Here is a 19,149-nt window from a genome sequence, read left to right as displayed (position 1 = left end):
GCGCGGGTGATTGCAAAGAGGGTGGAGAGGTACGTACAATGCCGACTCTCGCGTTTTTGCAACCATGTTGCGTTAAAGCGCTGGCGTAGTCAGTCGGCGACGACTGCCCGGTGGTCGGGCAGGGGCCGGTCCGGGAGTTCATCATCCATTCCACGCTTTTGTACATCCTGCTGGCGGCGACGATTTCGGGCGTCGGCAGCATCCTCGGGGCCGCGCTGCTGTCGCTGACCGTGGCCTCGCGCGTGGTGGAGCGCATGGTGAGCTTCTCGGTGGGCGTGCTGCTGGCAACGGCGCTGCTGCATTCGCTGCCCGAGGCGTTCGAGTCCGGCGCCGACCCGCGCGCGCTGTTCGGCACGCTGCTGGCCGGGCTGCTGGGGTTCTTCCTGCTGGAAAAGATCTCGCTGCTGCGCCACTCGCACCACCACGAGGGCGACGGGCACCACCACCACCACGGCCACGACCGCGAGGAAGCCGGCCGCAGCGGCCTGACCATCCTGGTGGGCGACACCTTCCACAACTTTGCCGATGGCATCGTGATCGCGGCGGCGTTCCTGGCCGATCCGCATATCGGCATCGTGACCGCGCTGGCCATTGCCGCGCACGAGATTCCGCAGGAGGTGGGCGACTTCATCGTGCTGCTGAACGCCGGTTTCTCGAAGGCGCGGGCGTTTGCGTTCAACCTGCTGTCGAGCCTGGCGGCCATCCTGGGCGGCATCGTCGGCTATTTCCTGCTGGACCAGCTGACGGCCTGGATTCCGTACGTGCTGGTGATTGCGTCCAGCAGCTTCGTCTACATCGCCGTCAGCGACCTGATGCCGCAGATGCAGCGCCGGCCGCGCCTGAAGGAATCGGCCGTGCAGGTGGTGCTGGTGGCGGCCGGCATCGCGGCCATCGTCTTCATCACCAATGGCGTGCACGAGCAGCACGCCCATCGCCACTCGCAGACCGGCACCGAAGCGGCGTCGAACTGACGCCGCCGTGCCGGCTCAGGTGCCGGCTCAGGTGCCGGCTCAGGTGCCGGTACCGGTGGCCACCGGCCGCTGCGGGTCGGCGCACCATTCGCTCCACGACCCCGGGTACAGCGCCGCATCGGTCAGGCCGGCCACTTCCATCGCCAGGAGGTTGTGGCAGGCCGTGACGCCCGAGCCGCACTGCATGACCGTCTGCGCCGGCGCCTTGCCGCCGAAGACCCGGCCGAACTCGGCGCGGAGCTGGTCGGCGGGCTTGAAGCGGCCGTCCGGGCCCAGGTTGTCCTTGAAGAAGCGGTTGGCGGCGCCGGGGATATGGCCGCCGACCGGGTCGAGCGTCTCGTTCTCGCCGCGGAAGCGGTCGGCCGCGCGGGCATCGACGACCAGCAGCGACGGCTGCGCGAGGTTGTCGACCAGCGTGGCGGCATCGACGGTACGCACCAGCGACGTCCGGCGCGTCAGGTTGCCGCCGGCGTCCGGATCGGGCGTCGTGCCCGGTTCCAGTGGCAGTCCGGCGGCCAGCCAGGCAGCCTTGCCGCCATCGAGCACGGCCACGGCGCCGTGGCCCACCCAGCGCATCAGCCACCAGAGCCGGGCCGCGTACATGCTGCCCTGCGCGTCGTAGGCCACGACCAGCGCATCGTCATCGACGCCCAGCGCGCGCATCCGCGCCACGAACATCTCGGCATCGGGCAGCGGGTGCCGGCCGTTGAAGCCCGTCCTGGGGCCCGACAGTTCGTTGTCCAGGTGCAGGTAGAAGGCGCCCGGAAGATGTTCCTGCTGGTACATCTCGCGGCCGGCGGCCGGGTTGGTCAGGTCGAACGAGCAGTCGACGACGACAACCGGCCGGCCCTGTTGCCGCAGGTCATGGAGTTCGGTGGCGGAGATCAGCGGAGATGGCATGGAGAACCCGTGTCGGTAAGGAAAAGTGCGCCGACAATGCTACACCGCAACGGCCCGGACAGCCCGGACGGCCCGCGCAGCCGGTCACACCTCGGGATGCACTTCCGCCTCGGGCGACTTGACCGGCGTGGCCGGGGTGGGGTGCTTGTCGGTGTCGCGGGCGCGCGTGAGCGTGGTGGCGATGCCGCTGGCCACGATCAGCGCCATGCCAAGCCAGGACACCCAGTTCAACTGGTCGTTCCAGACCAGGATGCCCCACAGGCTGGAGAACACGATGCCCGCGTACTGCAGGTTGGCGGTCAGCAGCGTATTGCCGCGTTTGTAGGCGCGCGTCATCGACGTCTGGCCCAGCGTGGCCAGGATGCCGATGGCCAGCAGCAGGCCCACGCCGTGCCAGGTATGGGTGCTCAGGCCCGTGAACAGCATCCAGACCAGCCCGCAGACCAGCCCGACCCCCGAGAAATAGAACACGATGCGGCCTTCGGGCTCGCCGAGCTGCCCCAGTTGCCGGACTTCGACATAGGCCAGCGCCGTGAACACGCCCGACACCAGCCCGATCATGCCGCCGGCCAGCTGGTCCTTGCCCACCGACGGCTGCAGCAGGCAGATGACCCCGGCAAACGACAGCAGGATGGCGCCGATCAGCTTCTTGTCGGCCGCCCCGGCGGTACCGGCCAGCGCGGCGCCGGCGCCCAGGATCAGCGCGATCCAGACCGGCGACATATAGTTCAGCGTCATCGCCGTGGCCAGCGGCAGCAGCGTGATCGACGTGAACCAGAGCAGCAGGGCGGTCACCCCGAAAAGGCTGCGCTTGATGTGCGTGACCATGTGCGGCGTACGCACCGACACACCCTGCGAGCGCAGCAGCACCCACATGATCGTCACGCCAATCAGGCTGCGGTAGAACACGATCTCGCCGGTGGTGTATTGCTCGGACGCCAGCTTGACCCCCACCCCCATCAACGAAAAGGCGAAGGCAGCGAACAACATCCAGAGCGATTGCATGGCGGAAACCGGGGCGAGAAGGGTGTAAAGGGGCGAAGGGAGGGTAGAACCGAAAATCGTTGTATCGGCAACGATTAAGTGGCGATTCTATCAGTGCTTTGCCGGCCGCTCCAATGCAAAACGGACCGTTTTCACGGTCCGTTTCTCGTCGTCCACAGCGGCGGCGGGCGCTGGTGCCCGTCATTTCGGCGGCTCAGCGCTTGTTGTAGTCCATCGCGCGCCGGTACCACTCGTGGAAGTGCTGCATGCCGTCTTCCATCGGCGACTGGTACGGGCCGGTCTCGCTGATGCCGCGCTTCATCAGCGCCAGGCGGCCGGCGTCCATGCGCTCGGCGATCTCGTCGTCCTCGATGCACGTCTCCATATAGGCGGCGCGCTCGGCCTCGACGAACTCGCGCTCGAACAGCACGATTTCCTCGGGGTAGTAGAACTCCACGACGTTGCGCGTCTTGCGCGGGCCCAGCGGGTGCAGCGTGGAGATGCAGAGCGCGTTCGGGTACCACTCCACCATGATGTTGGGGTAGTAAGTCAGCCAGATCGCGCCGTGCTTGGGCAGCTTGCCGTTGTTGAAGCGCAACACTTCGTCGTGCCACTTCTGGTACGTCTGGCTGCCCGGGCGCTGCAGGCCCTTGTGCAGGCCCACGGTCTGCACGCTGTACTGCTCGCCGAACTCCCACTTCAGGTCGTCGCACGACACGAAGCTGCCCAGCCCCGGGTGGAACGGCACGACGTGGTAGTCCTCCAGATAGACCTCGATGAAGGTCTTCCAGTTGTAGTTGCATTCATGGACTTCCACGTGGTCGAGCATGTACCCGTCGAAATTCAGGTCCTCGGCCACGCCCATGCGCGCCAGGTCGGCGCGGACGTCGCGCTGGCCCTCGAACAGCATGCCGTTCCAGTTCTGCAGCGGCGACCGGTTCAGGCGCACGCAGGGCTGCTCGGCAAAATGCGGCGCGCCCAGCAGTTCGCCCTGCAGGTCGTAGGTCCAGCGGTGCAGCGGGCAGACGATGTTCTTGGCGTTGCCGCGGCCGTTCATCATGATGGCCTGGCGGTGGCGGCAGACGTTGGAGAGCAGTTCGATGCCGTCCGGGTTGCGCACCAGCATGCGGCCCTCGTCCTCGGCGGCCAGCGTCTGGAAGTCGCCGGTCTCCGGCACCATCAGCGCGTGGCCGACGTAGCCCGGGCCCTTGCGGAACAGCAGTTCGAGTTCTTGTTGATGCAGCGCCTCATCGAAATAGACGTCGACGGGCAACTGCGAATCAGCCGGCGCGAGCTTGAGCGCGGTGCTGAGATTGGACATTATCCCCACTCCCTATGACAGGCGAAAGCAGTGAACAACCCAACCATCGAAATAGGAATCGATTTGGGAAACCGTGTCAGACGAGCGAAACCGGAGCCGGTTCCCCACCCTGAGGCAGGGAAAAATGCGTCCTGGACGCAACGGATCTGAACTCGCCGACGAGCCGGGGATTGTACCCGAGCCCAAAAATTAAGGGACTGATTTTTTTGACTTTTTAGCGAAAAAGTCGACCCGGGTCGTCACGGAGGTGCCCCTTCGGGCGCATTCGGAAAGACGACCCGGGCGCACACGTCACTTCCCTGTCACGGGCACCGGTTATGTGGCGTGTCCGCACGCCGGCCATCCGCCCTGTGGATAACACTGTTCTGCGGCCCGGCCCTGGTTTGGCGTAAAATCCCGAATTCCCCTGAACAAGGCCCGACATGCCAAGAACGACGACCGCCCCGGTCCAGCCCGACGATACGCCGTCCGCCAGCGTGCCGCCGGCTTCCTACGAGGCCGCGATGGCCGAGCTGGAAACGCTGGTGGCGAGCATGGAAAGCGGCGAGCTGCCGCTGGAGGCGTCGCTGGCCGCTTACCGCCGGGGCGCCGAACTCGTCCGCTTCTGCCAGCAGAGCCTGGAGCGCGTGGCCCAGCAGGTCAAGGTACTGGAAGGCGACGCCCTGAAGCCGCTGGCCGGCGAATCCCGTCCCGACAACAATAACGGCGCAGACTTCGAATGAGTGATTTCGCTACCTGGATGCGGGCGCAGGGCGCCCGGACCGAGGCTGCCCTGGACGCGGCCCTCCCGTCCACGGACACAATTCCCCACACCTTGCATGAAGCCATGCGCTATGCTGTCCTCGGCGGTGGCAAGCGGGTGCGCCCGCTGCTGGTCCACGCCGCGGGCGAGGTGGCGGATGCGCCATCCGAGGCTTGCGACGCGGCCGCCTGCGCCGTCGAGATGATCCACGCCTACTCGCTGGTCCACGACGACATGCCGTGCATGGACGACGACGACCTGCGCCGCGGCCGGCCGACGGTCCACAAGGCCTACGACGAAGCCACGGCACTGCTGGTGGGCGATGCGCTGCAGACGCAGGCGTTCATCGTGCTGGCGCAGACGCCCGCGCTGGGCGCCGAGGCGCGCCTGAAGCTGGTGGCCGAGCTGGCCACGGCGTCCGGGTCGGTGGGCATGTGCGGCGGGCAGGCGATCGACCTGCAGAACGTGGGCCAGTCCATGACCCGCGACGCGCTGGAAGGCATGCACCGCATGAAGACCGGTGCGCTGCTGCGCGCCAGCGTGCGCATGGGCGCCCTGTGCGGCAGCATCGACGCGGCCGGGCTGGCCGCGCTGGACCGGTATGCGGCGGCCGTGGGATTGGCGTTCCAGGTCGTGGACGATATTCTCGACGTGACCGCCGATACGGCGACGCTCGGCAAGACCGCCGGGAAGGATGCCGCCAACGACAAGCCGACCTACGTGTCGCTGCTTGGTCTGGATGCCGCACGCGAGCTGGCCGCCCAGCTTCGCACCGACGCCCACGAGGCGCTGGCGGGATTTGGCGCACGCGCCGGCCGGCTGGCCGAACTGGCCGACCTGATCGTGCTGCGCTCGAACTGAACTGACAAGCCGGACACCGAGAATCCGGCGGCCGAACGGACACCATGACCTACACGCTGCTCAACAACATCGACGACCCCGCGGACCTGCGCAAGCTGGACCGCCGCCAGCTCGGCACGCTTGCCGACGAACTTCGCGCCTACGTGCTCGAATCGGTCTCGCAGACCGGCGGCCACCTGTCGTCCAACCTCGGCACGGTGGAGCTGACCATCGCGCTGCACTACGTGTTCGACACCCCCAGCGACCGCATCGTCTGGGACGTGGGCCACCAGAGCTACCCCCACAAGATCCTGACCGGCCGCCGCGACCGCATGTCGACGCTGCGCCAGTACGGCGGCATCTCGGGCTTCCCGCGCCGCTCGGAAAGCGAGTACGACACGTTCGGCACCGCGCACTCGTCCACGTCGATCTCGGCCGCGCTGGGCATGGCGCTGGGCGCGCGCACGATGGGCCAGAAGCGCGTGGGCATCGCCGTGATCGGCGACGGCGCGATGACGGCCGGCATGGCGTTCGAGGCCATGAACAACGCCGGCGTCTACAAGGACCTGCCGCTGCTGGTGGTGCTCAACGACAACGACATGTCGATCTCGCCGCCGGTGGGCATGCTGAACAAGCACCTGGCGCGCCTGCTGTCGGGCCAGTTCTACGCGGCGACCAAGAAGGGCATCGAGAAGGTGCTGTCCGTGGCGCCGCCGGTGCTGGAGTTCGCCAAGCGCCTGGAAGAACATGCCAAGGGCATGGTCGTGCCGGCCACGCTGTTCGAGGAATTCGGCTTCGACTACATCGGCCCGATCGACGGCCACGACCTGCAATCGCTGGTCCCGACGCTGCAGAACATCCGCCAGCGCGCGCTGGAAGGCCACGGCCCGCAGTTCCTGCATGTGGTGACCAAGAAGGGCCAGGGTTACAAGCTGGCCGAGGCCGACCCGATCCTCTACCACGGCCCGGGCAAGTTCAACCCGGCCGAGGGCATCCGCCCGGCGGCCAAGCCGTCGCGCAAGACGTACACGCAGGTGTTCGGCGACTGGCTGTGCGACATGGCCGCCGCCGACCCGCGCCTGATCGGCGTCACGCCGGCCATGCGCGAGGGCTCGGGCATGGTCGAGTTCGAGAAGCGCTTTCCGGACCGCTACTACGACGTCGGCATCGCCGAGCAGCACGCGGTGACGTTTGCCGGCGGCCTGGCCTGCGAGGGCCTGAAGCCCGTGGTGGCGATCTACTCGACGTTCCTGCAGCGCGGCTATGACCAGCTCATCCACGACGTGGCGCTGCAGAACCTGCCCGTGGTCTTCGCGCTGGACCGTGCCGGCCTGGTCGGCGCCGACGGCGCCACGCACGCCGGCGCCTACGACATCCCGTACCTGCGCTGCATCCCGAACATGATGGTCATGACGCCGTCTGACGAGAACGAGTGCCGCCAGCTGCTGACCACCGCGTTCCAGCAGGATTGCCCGACCGCCGTGCGCTACCCGCGCGGCGCCGGCGTGGGCGTGGCCACCGAGGCCGCGCTGACCGCGCTGCCGGTGGGCAAGGGCGAGATCCGCCGCACCGGCCAGGCGCGTGCCGGCCAGCGCGTGGCGATCCTGGCGTTCGGGCCGATGCTGCACCCGTCGCTGGCCGCGGCCGACGCGCTGGACGCCACGGTGGCCAACATGCGCTTCGTCAAGCCGCTGGACGTGGACCTGGTGCGCCAGCTTGCCGCCGACCACGACTACCTGGTGACCGTGGAAGAGGGCGCGACGATGGGCGGCGCCGGCAGCGCCGTGCTGGAAGCACTGGCAGAGGCCGGCATCGAGATGCCGACGCTGGTGCTGGGCCTGCCCGACCGGTTCATCGACCATGGCGATCCGGCGTTCCTGCTGTCGCAGTGCGGGCTGGACGCGGCGGGCATCGAACGCTCGGTGCGCGAGCGCTTTGGCCTGGCCGACCAGCCGGTGAAGGTGGCCACGCGCGTCGCCTGACGCCCGGCACCCGGCACTGGCACGGCCCCGGCGGCGCGGATCTTCCGCGCCGCTTTGCTTTTGGGCACCGGCACATGGCAGGACGCTGCATTGCCCGCCCATTCGCTGCACGAAATACGCGGAATGGGGCGGCGCATCGGCAGCGGCTTCCAATCTTGCGTAAAATCGCGATTCCCATTTTCGTGTTCGCAACTGCGGGCAGGCGCCGACAGCATGACGCCTGGACCCGCCGTTTCACACTCGTTGCGCGGCGTGGAGAAATCCTGCGAAAACGCCGCGACCGTAAGGATGGCCGCCACCCCCTGGCGGCGTCCTGGAGGAAACCGTAGATGAATGACATCCATCCCGCCTTTGTCATGCCCGACGTGCAGTCGAGCGTCGATACCCGCCAGATCGTGATCCAGCGCGTGGGGGTGAAGGGCGTGCGATATCCGCTGACACTGAAGACGCCCGCCGGCCAGGTCGGCACCGTCGGCACGTTCAACCTGGACGTGCGGCTGCCGGCCGACCAGAAGGGCACCCACATGTCGCGCTTCGTGGCGCTGCTGGAGGACAACCGCGCGCCGCTGGACTTGGCCGGCTTCCGCGCGCTGCTCGACGACATGCTGGTGCGGCTGGAGGCCGATGCCGGCCGCATCGAGGTCACCTTCCCGTACTTCATCAGCAAGATCGCGCCGGTATCGGGCGTGCAGTCGCTGCTGGACTACGAGGTGACGCTGGCCGGCGAGCGCCGCGACGGCCAGACGCGGCTGTTCCTGACCGCGCTGGTGCCGGTGACGAGTCTGTGCCCGTGCTCGAAGAAGATCTCGCAGTACGGCGCGCACAACCAGCGATCGCACATCACGATGCAGGTGGAACTGGCCGGCGACCTGGACGTGGAAACGCTGGTCCGCATGGCCGAGGAAGAAGCGTCGTGCGAGCTGTGGGGCCTGCTCAAGCGCCCCGACGAGAAGTTCGTCACCGAGCGCGCCTACGAGAACCCGAAGTTCGTCGAGGACCTGGTGCGCGACATCGCCATGCGGCTGAACGCCGACGACCGGATCGTGGCCTACACGCTCGAAGCCGAGAACTTCGAGTCGATCCACAACCACAGCGCGTACGCCGTGATCGAACGGGACAAGCGGGTGGGGTGATCGTCACCACCGCCAGTCGGCGCCCCTGTCTCGCGGTGCGGGAGAGGGGCGCCCATCCACAGTCCGACAGCTTCCTCAGACCACCGTCACCGCCGGCACCCCGGCGGCCACTTCCACCACCTTCACGCTTTCCGTCACCGGCTGCGCGGGGGCGGCGCCGTCGACCAGCGGCTTGAGCTTGTGGAAGCTGCAGCTCAGCTTGGTGGCGGTCAGCGTGACCACCGCGTAGCCCTGGGCGTCCGTGTTCACGTACTTGAGCCACGGGTTGAACGTCGTCAGCGTGGTGTTGAACGTGTTGGTGACCGTGCCGGCGCCGTCGGTCGTGTAGATCAGCGGCGCGGCGGCCTGGAAGGCCGGGTCGCTGTCCACCACGCTCCTGAAATAGCTCTGGAACGAATTGCTCGACAGGCCGGCCGTGACCAGGTCCACCATCACCGGCACGGGCGTGGCCGCGTCGTAGTCGTCCATGACCGGGCCGGCGAAGAACGCGTGGATGTCGCCGGTCAGTGCCACCACGTTGGCAATGTTCTGGCTCTTCAGGAATGCCATCAGCGCCTTGCGTTCAGCGTTGTAGCCGTCCCACTGGTCGGCATTGAGGATGTACTTGTCCAGCAGCGCCACGGAAGGCAGCGCCGCGTTGAGCACCGGCTGGATGGCCGCGTCGAAGGTGGCGCCGGGAATGCCGGCGTTGGCCTGCAGCAGCGCCTTGAGCGCGGCATAGGCCGGCGTCGGGTAGGTGCCGTCGCCCTTGGCCGTGGTCAGGTCGGTCACCAGCGCCGCCGTCATGGCCGGCTGCAGCGGCGCCAGCGCGCCGTTCGCCTTGACCAGGCCGGCGGCCAGCAGCGCGGCGATAGCCTGCGTGCCATCGATCTGCATGCGCAGCAGCGACACCTCGTTGCCCCACAGCTTCCACGTCGTGGCCGCGCCAGCCATCTGCTGCTGCCACCAGGCGCGCTGCGTGTCGCCAAGGATCGACACCGGCGTCAGGGCGCCGCCCGCCGCCGTCACCTTGCTGGCCTCCAGCCCGGCCAGCGTGGCCTTGGGCACGAAGTAGCGGCTGCCGATGCTGCTGCCGGCGGCCTGCTCGGGGATCACGTGGTCCGCGCGGTACAGCCGCTCGTCGGTCATCACCAGCGTGGCCAGGTTGCCGAACGTGAACGCGCGGTAGATCTGGATGTTGCGGAACGACGGGTCGGCGCGGTCGAAGCTTACGTCGGCCGGCATGAATTCGAACCACGCCTGGCTGGCGGCGCGGCGGCGCGCGGTGCGCGGGTCCAGGTCGTCGCTGGACGTGTAGGTCTGGTGGTCCTGCCAGCAGTCGTCGGAAAACTCGTGGTCGTCCCAGATGCCGATGACCGGAAAGCGCGCGTGCAGCGCCTGCAGCCGTGGGTCGCTGCGGTATGCCTTGTACAGGTAGCGGTAGTCGTCGATGGTCGTCGCGTAGGTGCCGTCGGCCGACGCCGTGCCGTTCGGCAGCGTCAGCTTGGCGTGGCGGCCCTCGACCTTGCCGGTCTGGAACGCGGCGCCGACCGTCTCGTAGATGTAGTCGCCCATGTGGACCACGAAGTCGAAATCCTGGCCGAGCAGTTCCTCCATGCCGGCCCAGTGGTTCACGCTCCAGTCCTGGCACGTGATGAACGCGAACCTGAGCTGCGACAACGGCGTGCCGGCCGCCGGCGCGGTGCGGGTGCGGCCAACCGGGCTGGTCTGGCTGCCCGCGACGAAGCGGTAGTAGTAGGTGGTGCCGGCGGCAAGGCCGGTCACCTTGTTGCGGATCGTATAGTCCCAGTCCGGCAGCGCCGACAGCGTGCTGTTGACGACCATCGTGCCGAAGTCGGCCTGCGTGGAGACCTGCAACTGCACGTCGACGGGCTGGCTGCCGTTGCCGCCCGTGACGCGCGTCCAGAGCATGACGCTGTCGGGCCGGGGGTCGCCGGAGGCCACGCCCTGCTGGAACGTGAAGGTGTTGCCGGGGTCGGTGGCAGGCGGGGTGGCCGGGGTGGTGGGCGGCGTGGTGGGGTCATCGCCACCGCAGCCGGCCAGGCCCGTGGTGGCCACCGTCACGGTGACGAAACTTCCCCATTTCAGAAACTGGCGGCGATCCATCTGGCGTCCCTCTATCGTTATGTGATGTGGAGAACGCAAATTGTTCGGCGGCCTTGTGACCGCCTTGTGTCGGGATGCCGCCCCGATTAGAGGTTTCCTACGACGCCTGGACGCCCGCGCCGTCGGGCAGGCGGATATCGGACAGGTCCCAGCGCGGCGTCACGCCATAGTCGTAGCCGTGGCGCGCCAGTTGCGGCGCGGCCTGCAGCCGCATGGCGCCGGCAAAGGCGATCATGGCGCCGTTGTCGGTGCAGAAGGCCAGGTCGGGATAGAAGACTTCCACCTTGCGGCGCCGGCCCATCTCGTTGAGCCGCTCGCGCAACTGGCGGTTGGCGCCCACGCCGCCGGCAACCACCAGCCGCTTGTGGCCGGTCTGCTTGAGCGCGTTGAACGACTTGGCGGTCAGCACGTCGACGATGGCATCGACGAACGACCGCGCCAGGTTGGCCCGGTCCTGTTCGCAGGCGTTGCCGAGCTTGCGGGTTTGCGTCAGCACGGCCGTCTTGAGCCCCGCGAACGAGAAATCGAGATTGCCCGAATGGAGCATCGGCCGGGGCAGTTCGAACGCGCCCGGGTTGCCGAATTCGGCCAGCCGCGACACTTCGGGCCCGCCCGGATAGCCAAGCCCGAGCAGTTTGGCGGTCTTGTCGAATGCCTCGCCGGCCGCGTCATCGAGCGTCTCGCCAAGCAGCGTGTAGTCGCCCACGCCCTTGACCTCCATGAGCTGCGTGTGGCCGCCCGACACCAGCAGCGCCACGAACGGGAAGGGCGGCGGGGCGTCGGTCAGCAGCGGCGACAGCAGGTGGCCTTCCAGGTGGTGCACGCCGACCATCGGCACGTCCAGCGCAAAGCCCAGCGCGTTGGCGACCGACGCCCCCACCAGCAGCGCGCCGGCCAGCCCTGGGCCCTGCGTATAGGCGATGGCGTCGATGTCCTGGCGCTGGCGCCCGGCGTCGGCCAGCACCTGCCGCAGCAGCGGCAGCACGCGGCGGATATGGTCGCGCGACGCCAGTTCCGGCACCACGCCGCCATATTCGCGGTGCATGGCGATCTGCGAATGCAGCGCATGCGCCAGCAGGCCGGCCCCGGTGTCATAGAGGGCCAGCCCGGTTTCGTCGCAGGAGGATTCGATACCGAGGACAAGCATGGCTGTGTGGTGCGGCCGGCTGGGTTCGGGCTGCAACTGCAGCGATCGTGCCGGCAAAAACGGAAGGCCAGCAGGGTAGCACACCCGCGCAGCGCGCGCTCGGGCGCCCGCCTTTCGCTACAATCGCGGCTTCTTGAAGGGGCGACATGACACAAGGCAGGAACGACCGGTTCGACGTGGCGGTGCTGGGCGCGGGCGCGGCAGGCATGATGTGCGCCGCCGTGGCGGGTCAGCGCGGCGCGCGCGTGGCGCTGATCGACCATGCCACGCGGCTGGCCGAGAAGATCCGCATCTCGGGCGGCGGCCGCTGCAATTTCACGAACCTGCAGGCCGGGCCGGCCAACTACCTGTCGTCGAACCCGCACTACTGCCGCTCGGCGCTGGCGCGCTATACGCCGCAGGACTTCCTGGGCCTGCTGCGCCGCTACGACGTGGGCTGGCATGAGAAACATCGCGGCCAGCTCTTCTGCAACGACAGCGCCGAGGACATCATTGCGCTGCTGCGGGCCGAATGTGACGCCGGAGGCGTGCACTGGCGCACCGGCTGCACTATCGACGAGATCCGCAAGGAAGGTGACGACTACCTGCTGCTGACCACGCAGGGCACGGTGCGCGCCGGGGCGGTGGTGGTGGCAACGGGCGGCCTGTCGATCCCGAAGATTGGCGCCACCGATTTCGGCTACCGCATCGCGCGCCAGTTCGGACTCAAGGTCGTGGAAACGCGCCCGGCGCTGGTGCCGCTGACGTTCGACGGGCAGGCGTGGCAGCCGTTCGTGCCGCTGGCGGGGGTGTCGATGGAGGTCGATATCGCCACGGGCAGCGGCAAGACGGCCGGCGCCTTTAAGGAAGACCTGCTCTGGACGCACCGCGGCCTGTCGGGTCCGGCCGTGCTGCAGATTTCGAGCTACTGGCATCCCGGCACGCCGATCGAGATCGATCTGTTCGACGGCGAGGATGCCGTCGCGTGGCTGATCGGTCACAAGAAGGGTACGCGCAAGCACCTGAACAACCTGCTGGGAGAGCGTCTGCCCTCGCGGCTGGCTGATGCCTGGTGCGCGGCGGCCGGGCTGTCCGGCGGCCAGCCAGTGGCCGACATGCCGGACAAGCCACTGCGGCAGCTTGGGGAGGCGCTGAACCGGTGGCGGCTGGTGCCGTCCGGGACCGAGGGCTACAAGAAGGCCGAGGTCACGCTGGGCGGGGTGGATACGCGCGGCCTGTCGTCGGCGACGATGATGGCGCGCGACGTGCCCGGGCTCTATTTCATCGGCGAGGTGGTCGACGTGACCGGCTGGCTGGGCGGGTACAACTTCCAGTGGGCCTGGGCGTCGGCCGTCGCGGCCGGCGAGGCGGTTTCCGAGGCCGCGCGCGGCGCCGCGGCCTAGGCGGGACAGCCGCCGGCGTGGCGTGCCATCCATATGCAGTGCGATGGCCCATGCGCTACAATCGGCGCTCTCGCAAAAGGCTGGCGGCGCGCCGGCACGTTCGCTTTTCCTCGTTTTCGGCCAGAGCGCGGCTTCGCCTCTGCACGTACCCGCTGCGGGCCATGGCTCCGGCGGGTTTTTGCGTTATGGTCCCAGTAGCCTCAATTTTTGGAAGATTGCCATGTCCCTCAAAGCCCGCATCAACGACGACATGAAGGCCGCCATGCGCGCCCGCGAAGCCGAGCGCCTCGGCACGATCCGCCTGCTGCTGGCCGCCATCAAGCAGCGCGAGGTGGACGAGCGCGTGGAGCTGGACGATGCCGCCGTCACGGCCGTCATCGACAAGATGATCAAGCAGCGCAAGGACTCGATCTCCCAGTTCGAACAGGCCGGCCGTGACGACCTGGTGGCCAAGGAGAAGGCCGAGCTGGACGTGCTGGCCGCCTACATGCCGGCGCAGCTGTCCGAGGCCGAGGTGGCCGCCGAGGTGCAGAAGGCCGTCGAAGAGGCCGGCGCCACCGGTCCGCAGGACATGGGCAAGGTCATGGGCCTGGTCAAGGCCCGCCTGGCGGGCCGCGCCGACATGACCGCCGTGTCCGGCCTGGTCAAGGCGGCGCTGGCGCCGAAGTAATTGACGGCGGCATCAGAGATAAGCACGATTAGCAGTCGCAATAGACGAAGTTGCTGCCAGGTTGACGGGGCTTGGCGGCCGATGTCGGCAAAGGCCGGCAGGGCGTTGCGGCTGCACTACAATGGTTCGATAGCTGCCGGGCGACGTTCCGGTCACGCATTCCAGAAAAGCGGCCGCCGGCGTGTCCGGCAGGCCATGGCATCAGGACGGTCAGTCGGGTGATTCCGCAATCCTTCATTCAGGACCTGCTCAACCGCGTGGACATTGTCGACGTGGTGGGCAAGTACGTGCAGTTGAAGAAGGGCGGGGCCAATTTCATGGGCCTGTGCCCGTTCCATAACGAGAAATCGCCGTCGTTCACGGTGTCGCCGACCAAGCAGTTCTACCACTGCTTCGGCTGCGGCGCGCATGGCTCGGCCATCGGCTTTCTGATGGAGTATTCCGGCCAGTCCTACCCCGATGCGGTGCGCGAGCTGGCGCAGTCGGTGGGCCTGTCCGTGCCCGAGGAGCGCAACAGCCTGCCGCCGGCCCAGCGCGCGGAGCAGCAGGCGCGGTCCGTGGCGCTAAGCGACGCCATGTCGCGGGCGTCCGATTTCTACAAGAAGCAGCTCCGCGGGGCGCCCCAGGCCATCCAGTACCTGAAGGGCCGCGGCCTGACCGGCGAGATCGCCGCGCATTTCGGGCTCGGCTACGCGCCGGACGACTGGCAGGGCCTGGAGGCCGTGTTCGGCAGTTACCGCGACGACGCGGTGGCCGGGCCGCTGATCGAGAACGGGCTGCTGATCGAATCGCAGGACAAGCGCGACGCCGACGGCAAGCCGCGCCGCTACGACCGGTTCCGCGACCGGATCATGTTCCCGATCCGCAACACCAAGGGCAATGTGATCGGCTTTGGCGGCCGGGTCATGGGCCAGGGCGAGCCGAAGTACCTGAATTCCCCCGAAACCCCGCTGTTCAGCAAGGGCACGGAGCTGTACGGGCTGTTCGAGGCCCGCCACGCCATCCGCGAGAACGGCTACGTGCTGGTGGTGGAAGGCTATATGGACGTGGTGGCGCTGGCCCAGCTTGGCTTTGCCAACGCCGTGGCCACGCTGGGCACGGCCTGCACGGCGGTGCACGTCCAGAAGCTGCTGCGCCAGACCGACGCCGTGGTGTTCTCGTTCGACGGCGACGCCGCGGGCCGGCGCGCCGCCCGGCGGGCGCTGGAAGCCTGCCTGCCCCACGTGGCCGACAACAAGACCATCCGCTTCCTGTTCCTGCCGGCCGAGCACGACCCGGACAGCTACGTGCGCGAGGAAGGGACCGATGCCTTCGCGCGCCAGGTGCAGAACGCGATGCCGCTGTCGCGCTTCCTGCTTCAGATCGTCACCGAAGAACAGGACCTGCGCCAGCCGGAAGGCCGGGCCCGCGCCCAGTTCGAGGCCAAGCCGCTGCTCCAGGCCATGCCGGCCGGCGGGCTGCGGCTACAGATCGTGCGCGAACTTGCCGATGCTACCGGTACGACGCCGGCGGAGATCGAGGCGGTGTGCGGGCTGGGCAGCGATTCGTCGCGCGTCGGCCGGTTCTCGCAGCCGCGCCCGCGCGCCCGGCGCCAGGCGCCGACCGGGCTGGAGCAGCAGGTGATCCAGTTACTGATGAGCTACCCGGCGCTGGCCGCCCGGCTGGACGACGATGCCCGCGCGCTGCTGCTGGACCCCCAGCGGCCCGAAACCGAGGTGCTGGCGCACCTGGTGGCGGCCTGCGACGGCATCCAGGGCACGATGAACTTCGCGGCCTTCAACGAACAGCTGGCGCAGACGCCGTTTGCCGACGTCTATGCCAACGCCCGGGCCGCCGTGCTGCGGGAAGACATGGAAGAGGCGTCGGCGACACTTGAATTCGACGGGGCCATCCACAAGCTGCTGGCAGACCCGCTGCAGCGCGAGCTGGAAACGCTGCTGGCGGCGATATCGGCCGGCACCGCCAGCGAGGACGACAAGGCGCGATACCGCTGGCTGATGCCGGAGGTGCAGCGCCGGCGGCAGATGGGCTGGCGCCCCGTGACGTCGGACGATCCGACGTAGGCGCCACAGGATCAGCACACAAGAAGCACAACAGATACGTTTTTCGGCTTGAGCCGTTGCACAAGTGATCCCAACTGACGGACGAATCCGGGGTCTAATCGCTTAAGCCTTGATTTTTCAGGTGAAAACCTCACCTGACAGGAAGCCGGGGATTGGTGACGTGCTACAATGCCCGGTTTGGATTGCGAAATCTCTCTCCAGTACTGGCGAAAGTGAGCGTGCCAATGGCAAAGGCCAAAGCAACCGAAAGGGCAGCCGAGAAGGCGCCCTCCAAAGCTCCCCAATCAGGGAGCGGCAAGGCGTCCGTGAAAACAACGGCGGCGAAGACTTCGACCGCGTCAGTCAGGACGACATCAGCCCGGTCTGCGCCAGCAAAGTCCGTGCGAAGCGCTCCCGCGCCCGCCGGAACCACTTCCGCCAGGAATCGCACATCCGAAAATACCAGGCCCTCGACTTCGGCACGCGAGAGCGGCAGCAGCGCCAATACAAGCGGCAGCAATGCCGCTGCACCAGTGAAAGGCAAGAGTATCACCGTGGCGAAACAGCAGAATACCGAAGTCGAGAGCAAGCGTGCGGCAACGACGGCCGGCACCCGCAGCAGCAGCGCCCGCGCAGGCGCTACTGCCGCCGCGCCGAAGGCCCGTGCCGCGACTCCCGCATCCGTTGCATCCGAGCGAACCGCCGCTCCGGCCGTCAAGCCTGAGCCGAAGAAGCGCGGTCGCAAGCCCAAGGCCGAGATGCAGCAAGAAGACAGCACCATCGAAGACGTGACCGAAGAGTTTTACGAAAACGACGCGCCCGCGACCCCGGCGGCGGCCCCGAAGACCGAGAAGCAGAAGGCCAAGGACCGCAAGGCCAAGGAGAAGGCGCTGCTCAAGGAATTCGCCTCGTCCAACCAGGCCGGCAGCGAGGAAGAACTCGAACTCCGCCGCCAGAAGCTCAAGGCGCTGATCAAGCTGGGCAAGTCGCGCGGCTACCTGACCTACGCGGAAATCAACGATCACCTGCCGGACGACATGGTCGATTCGGAAACGATCGACACGCTGGTCGCCACGCTGAACGACATCGGCATCGCCGTCTACGAACAGGCGCCGGACGCCGAGACGCTGCTGCTCAACGACAACGCCCCGTCCGCCACCAGCGAGGAAGAGGCCGAGGAGGAAGCCGAGGCCGCGCTGTCGACCGTCGATTCCGAGTTCGGCCGCACCACGGACCCCGTGCGCATGTACATGCGCGAGATGGGTACCGTGGAACTGCTGACGCGCGAGGGCGAGATCGAGATCGCCAAGCGGATCGAAGCCGGGCTGAAGGACATGGTCATGGCCATCTCGGCCTGCCCGGTCACGATCTCGGAGATCCTGGCCAGCGCCGAGCGCGTGGCCAACGAGGAGATCAAGATCGACGAGTTCGTCGACGGCCTGATCGACCCGAACGCCGAGGAAGTGCAGGACAACTCGCCGGCCCAGGCCGCGGCTTCCGATGAGGAAGACGAGGAATCGGACGAGGACGGCGACGAGGAAGGCGACGAGGACGAGGACGACGAGAGCGGCGGCGGTGCCGGCGCGTCGGCCCGTCAGCTCGAAGAGCTGAAGGTGGCCGCGCTGGAGAAATTCCGCATCATCGCCGAGCAGTTCGACAAGATGCGCCGCGCGTTCGAGAAGGAAGGCTACAAGTCCAAGCCGTACGTGAAGGCGCAGGAAGCCATCCAGGCCGAGCTGATGGGCATCCGCTTCACCGCCCGCAACGTCGAGCGCCTGTGCGACACGCTGCGTGGCCAGGTGGACGAAGTCCGCAAGCTGGAGCGCGCCATCCTGAACATCGTGGTCGACAAGTGCGGCATGCCGCGCGCCGACTTCGTGGCCCGCTTCCCGGGCAACGAGACGAACCTGGACTGGATCCAGACCATCGTGGCTGACCACAAGCCGTACAGCACGATCGTCGAGCGCAACGTGCCGGCCGTGCACGAGCTGCAGCAGAAGCTGATCGACCTGCAGGCCCGCGTGGTGCTGCCGCTCAAGGAGCTGAAGGACGTCAACCGCAAGATGTCCGAAGGCGAGAAGCGCGCCCGCGAAGCCAAGCGTGAAATGACCGAGGCCAACCTGCGCCTGGTGATCTCGATCGCGAAGAAGTACACGAACCGTGGCCTGCAGTTCCTGGACCTGATCCAGGAAGGCAACATCGGCCTGATGAAGGCGGTGGACAAGTTCGAATACCGCCGCGGCTACAAGTTCTCGACGTACGCCACGTGGTGGATCCGCCAGGCCATCACGCGCTCGATCGCCGATCAGGCCCGCACCATCCGTATTCCGGTGCACATGATCGAGACGATCAACAAGATGAACCGGATCTCGCGCCAGATCCTGCAGGAAACCGGCAACGAGCCGGATCCGGCAACGCTGGCCGAGAAGATGGAGATGCCGGAGGACAAGATCCGCAAGATCATGAAGATCGCCAAGGAGCCGATCTCCATGGAAACGCCGATCGGGGACGACGACGACTCGCATCTGGGCGACTTCATCGAGGACACGAACACGCTGGCCCCGGCCGAGGCGGCGCTGCATGGTTCCATGCGCGACGTGGTCAAGGACGTGCTCGACAGCCTGACGCCGCGCGAAGCCAAGGTGCTGCGCATGCGTTTCGGCATCGAGATGAGCACCGACCACACGCTGGAGGAAGTGGGCAAGCAGTTCGACGTCACGCGCGAGCGTATCCGTCAGATCGAGGCCAAGGCGCTGCGCAAGCTGCGCCACCCGAGCCGCTCCGACAAGCTGAAGAGCTTCCTGGAAGGCAGCTAGCATCACGCCTTCTAAGGGCCTCTAGCTCATGCCTGGTTAGAGCAGCGGACTCATAATCCGTTGGTGCCGTGTTCGACTCACGGGAGGCCCACCAACTCATGCAGTAAGAAGAA

Annotated in this window: 15 protein-coding genes and 1 tRNA gene; 10 read left to right on the top strand and 6 right to left on the bottom strand. The window is 67.4% G+C overall.

Features of this window, described 5'->3' with window-relative positions; translation table 11 throughout:
* The first annotated feature begins 110 nt into the window (after positions 1-110).
* Positions 111-971 carry a ZIP family metal transporter gene (locus EPAKOI_RS11550; protein ID WP_124683590.1) on the top strand — a complete coding sequence of 287 codons (861 nt, stop codon included), beginning with the start codon at positions 111-113 and terminating at the stop codon, positions 969-971.
* A 39-nt stretch (positions 972-1,010) separates the two neighbouring features.
* Here the strand turns inward: EPAKOI_RS11550 and EPAKOI_RS11545 are convergent, their stop codons facing one another.
* From EPAKOI_RS11545 to EPAKOI_RS11535, 3 genes are all read right to left on the bottom strand, one after another.
* On the bottom strand, positions 1,011-1,871 hold the full coding sequence (locus EPAKOI_RS11545; protein WP_423192258.1) for a sulfurtransferase: 861 nt from the start codon (positions 1,869-1,871) through the stop codon (positions 1,011-1,013).
* Between the two features lie 84 nt (positions 1,872-1,955).
* Entirely contained in the window at positions 1,956-2,876 is a 921-nt protein-coding gene (locus tag EPAKOI_RS11540; RefSeq protein ID WP_124683592.1) for a DMT family transporter, read from the bottom strand.
* Positions 2,877-3,069: 193 nt separating this feature from the next.
* Entirely contained in the window at positions 3,070-4,176 is a 1,107-nt protein-coding gene (locus tag EPAKOI_RS11535) for an aromatic ring-hydroxylating oxygenase subunit alpha (protein ID WP_423192257.1), read from the bottom strand.
* A gap of 422 nt (positions 4,177-4,598) precedes the next feature.
* Here EPAKOI_RS11535 and EPAKOI_RS11530 point away from each other — a divergent pair, with 422 nt between their 5' ends.
* From EPAKOI_RS11530 to folE2, 4 genes are all read left to right on the top strand, one after another.
* A complete protein-coding gene (locus EPAKOI_RS11530) occupies positions 4,599-4,898 on the top strand; it encodes an exodeoxyribonuclease VII small subunit (RefSeq protein WP_124683594.1) in 300 nt (99 codons plus the stop codon).
* Positions 4,895-5,779, top strand: coding sequence for a polyprenyl synthetase family protein (locus EPAKOI_RS11525; protein ID WP_124683595.1), 885 nt, complete (start codon positions 4,895-4,897; stop codon positions 5,777-5,779). The genes EPAKOI_RS11530 and EPAKOI_RS11525 overlap by 4 nt, the downstream gene beginning before the upstream one ends.
* Positions 5,780-5,823: 44 nt before the next feature.
* On the top strand, positions 5,824-7,740 hold the full coding sequence (gene dxs, locus EPAKOI_RS11520) for a 1-deoxy-D-xylulose-5-phosphate synthase (protein WP_423192256.1): 1,917 nt from the start codon (positions 5,824-5,826) through the stop codon (positions 7,738-7,740).
* A gap of 329 nt (positions 7,741-8,069) precedes the next feature.
* Positions 8,070-8,873 carry a GTP cyclohydrolase FolE2 gene (gene folE2 / locus EPAKOI_RS11515; RefSeq protein WP_313835127.1) on the top strand — a complete coding sequence of 268 codons (804 nt, stop codon included), beginning with the start codon at positions 8,070-8,072 and terminating at the stop codon, positions 8,871-8,873.
* A gap of 75 nt (positions 8,874-8,948) precedes the next feature.
* Here the strand turns inward: folE2 and EPAKOI_RS11510 are convergent, their stop codons facing one another.
* On the bottom strand, positions 8,949-10,979 hold the full coding sequence (locus tag EPAKOI_RS11510; RefSeq protein ID WP_423192255.1) for an alkaline phosphatase D family protein: 2,031 nt from the start codon (positions 10,977-10,979) through the stop codon (positions 8,949-8,951).
* Between the two features lie 97 nt (positions 10,980-11,076).
* Complete coding sequence (tsaD, locus tag EPAKOI_RS11505; RefSeq protein ID WP_423192254.1) at positions 11,077-12,126, bottom strand: tRNA (adenosine(37)-N6)-threonylcarbamoyltransferase complex transferase subunit TsaD; 1,050 nt, start codon at positions 12,124-12,126, stop codon at positions 11,077-11,079.
* A 146-nt stretch (positions 12,127-12,272) separates the two neighbouring features.
* Here tsaD and EPAKOI_RS11500 point away from each other — a divergent pair, with 146 nt between their 5' ends.
* The 3 genes from EPAKOI_RS11500 (at position 12,273) to dnaG (ending at position 16,241) form a co-directional block, all read left to right on the top strand.
* Positions 12,273-13,508, top strand: a complete 1,236-nt coding sequence (locus EPAKOI_RS11500) for an NAD(P)/FAD-dependent oxidoreductase (protein WP_423192253.1) — start codon at positions 12,273-12,275, stop codon at positions 13,506-13,508.
* Between the two features lie 220 nt (positions 13,509-13,728).
* Positions 13,729-14,178: a GatB/YqeY domain-containing protein gene (locus EPAKOI_RS11495; protein ID WP_124683601.1), complete on the top strand. Its 450-nt coding sequence runs from the start codon at positions 13,729-13,731 to the stop codon at positions 14,176-14,178.
* Between the two features lie 218 nt (positions 14,179-14,396).
* A complete protein-coding gene (gene dnaG / locus EPAKOI_RS11490) occupies positions 14,397-16,241 on the top strand; it encodes a DNA primase (RefSeq protein ID WP_124683602.1) in 1,845 nt (614 codons plus the stop codon).
* A gap of 163 nt (positions 16,242-16,404) precedes the next feature.
* Here dnaG and EPAKOI_RS11485 read toward each other — a convergent pair whose 3' ends face one another.
* Positions 16,405-16,764, bottom strand: coding sequence for a hypothetical protein (locus tag EPAKOI_RS11485; protein WP_409558964.1), 360 nt, complete (start codon positions 16,762-16,764; stop codon positions 16,405-16,407).
* On the opposite strand from EPAKOI_RS11485, the gene rpoD reads away from it, so the two are divergent.
* Both rpoD and EPAKOI_RS11475 read left to right on the top strand, forming a co-directional pair.
* The gene (gene rpoD, locus EPAKOI_RS11480) at positions 16,754-19,036 is read left to right on the top strand and encodes an RNA polymerase sigma factor RpoD (protein WP_172966033.1); all 2,283 of its coding nucleotides are present in this window, start codon (positions 16,754-16,756) and stop codon (positions 19,034-19,036) included. The genes EPAKOI_RS11485 and rpoD overlap by 11 nt on opposite strands.
* 15 nt (positions 19,037-19,051) lie before the next feature.
* Positions 19,052-19,130, top strand: a tRNA-Ile gene (locus EPAKOI_RS11475).
* Positions 19,131-19,149: the final 19 nt, after the last annotated feature.

The sequence above is a fragment of the Cupriavidus sp. H18C2 genome (assembly GCF_049393795.1).
GTDB lineage: Bacteria > Pseudomonadota > Gammaproteobacteria > Burkholderiales > Burkholderiaceae > Cupriavidus > Cupriavidus pauculus_C.
Note: the sequence above shows the minus strand (reverse complement) of the source record. Positions and strands in the feature narration are given on the sequence as shown.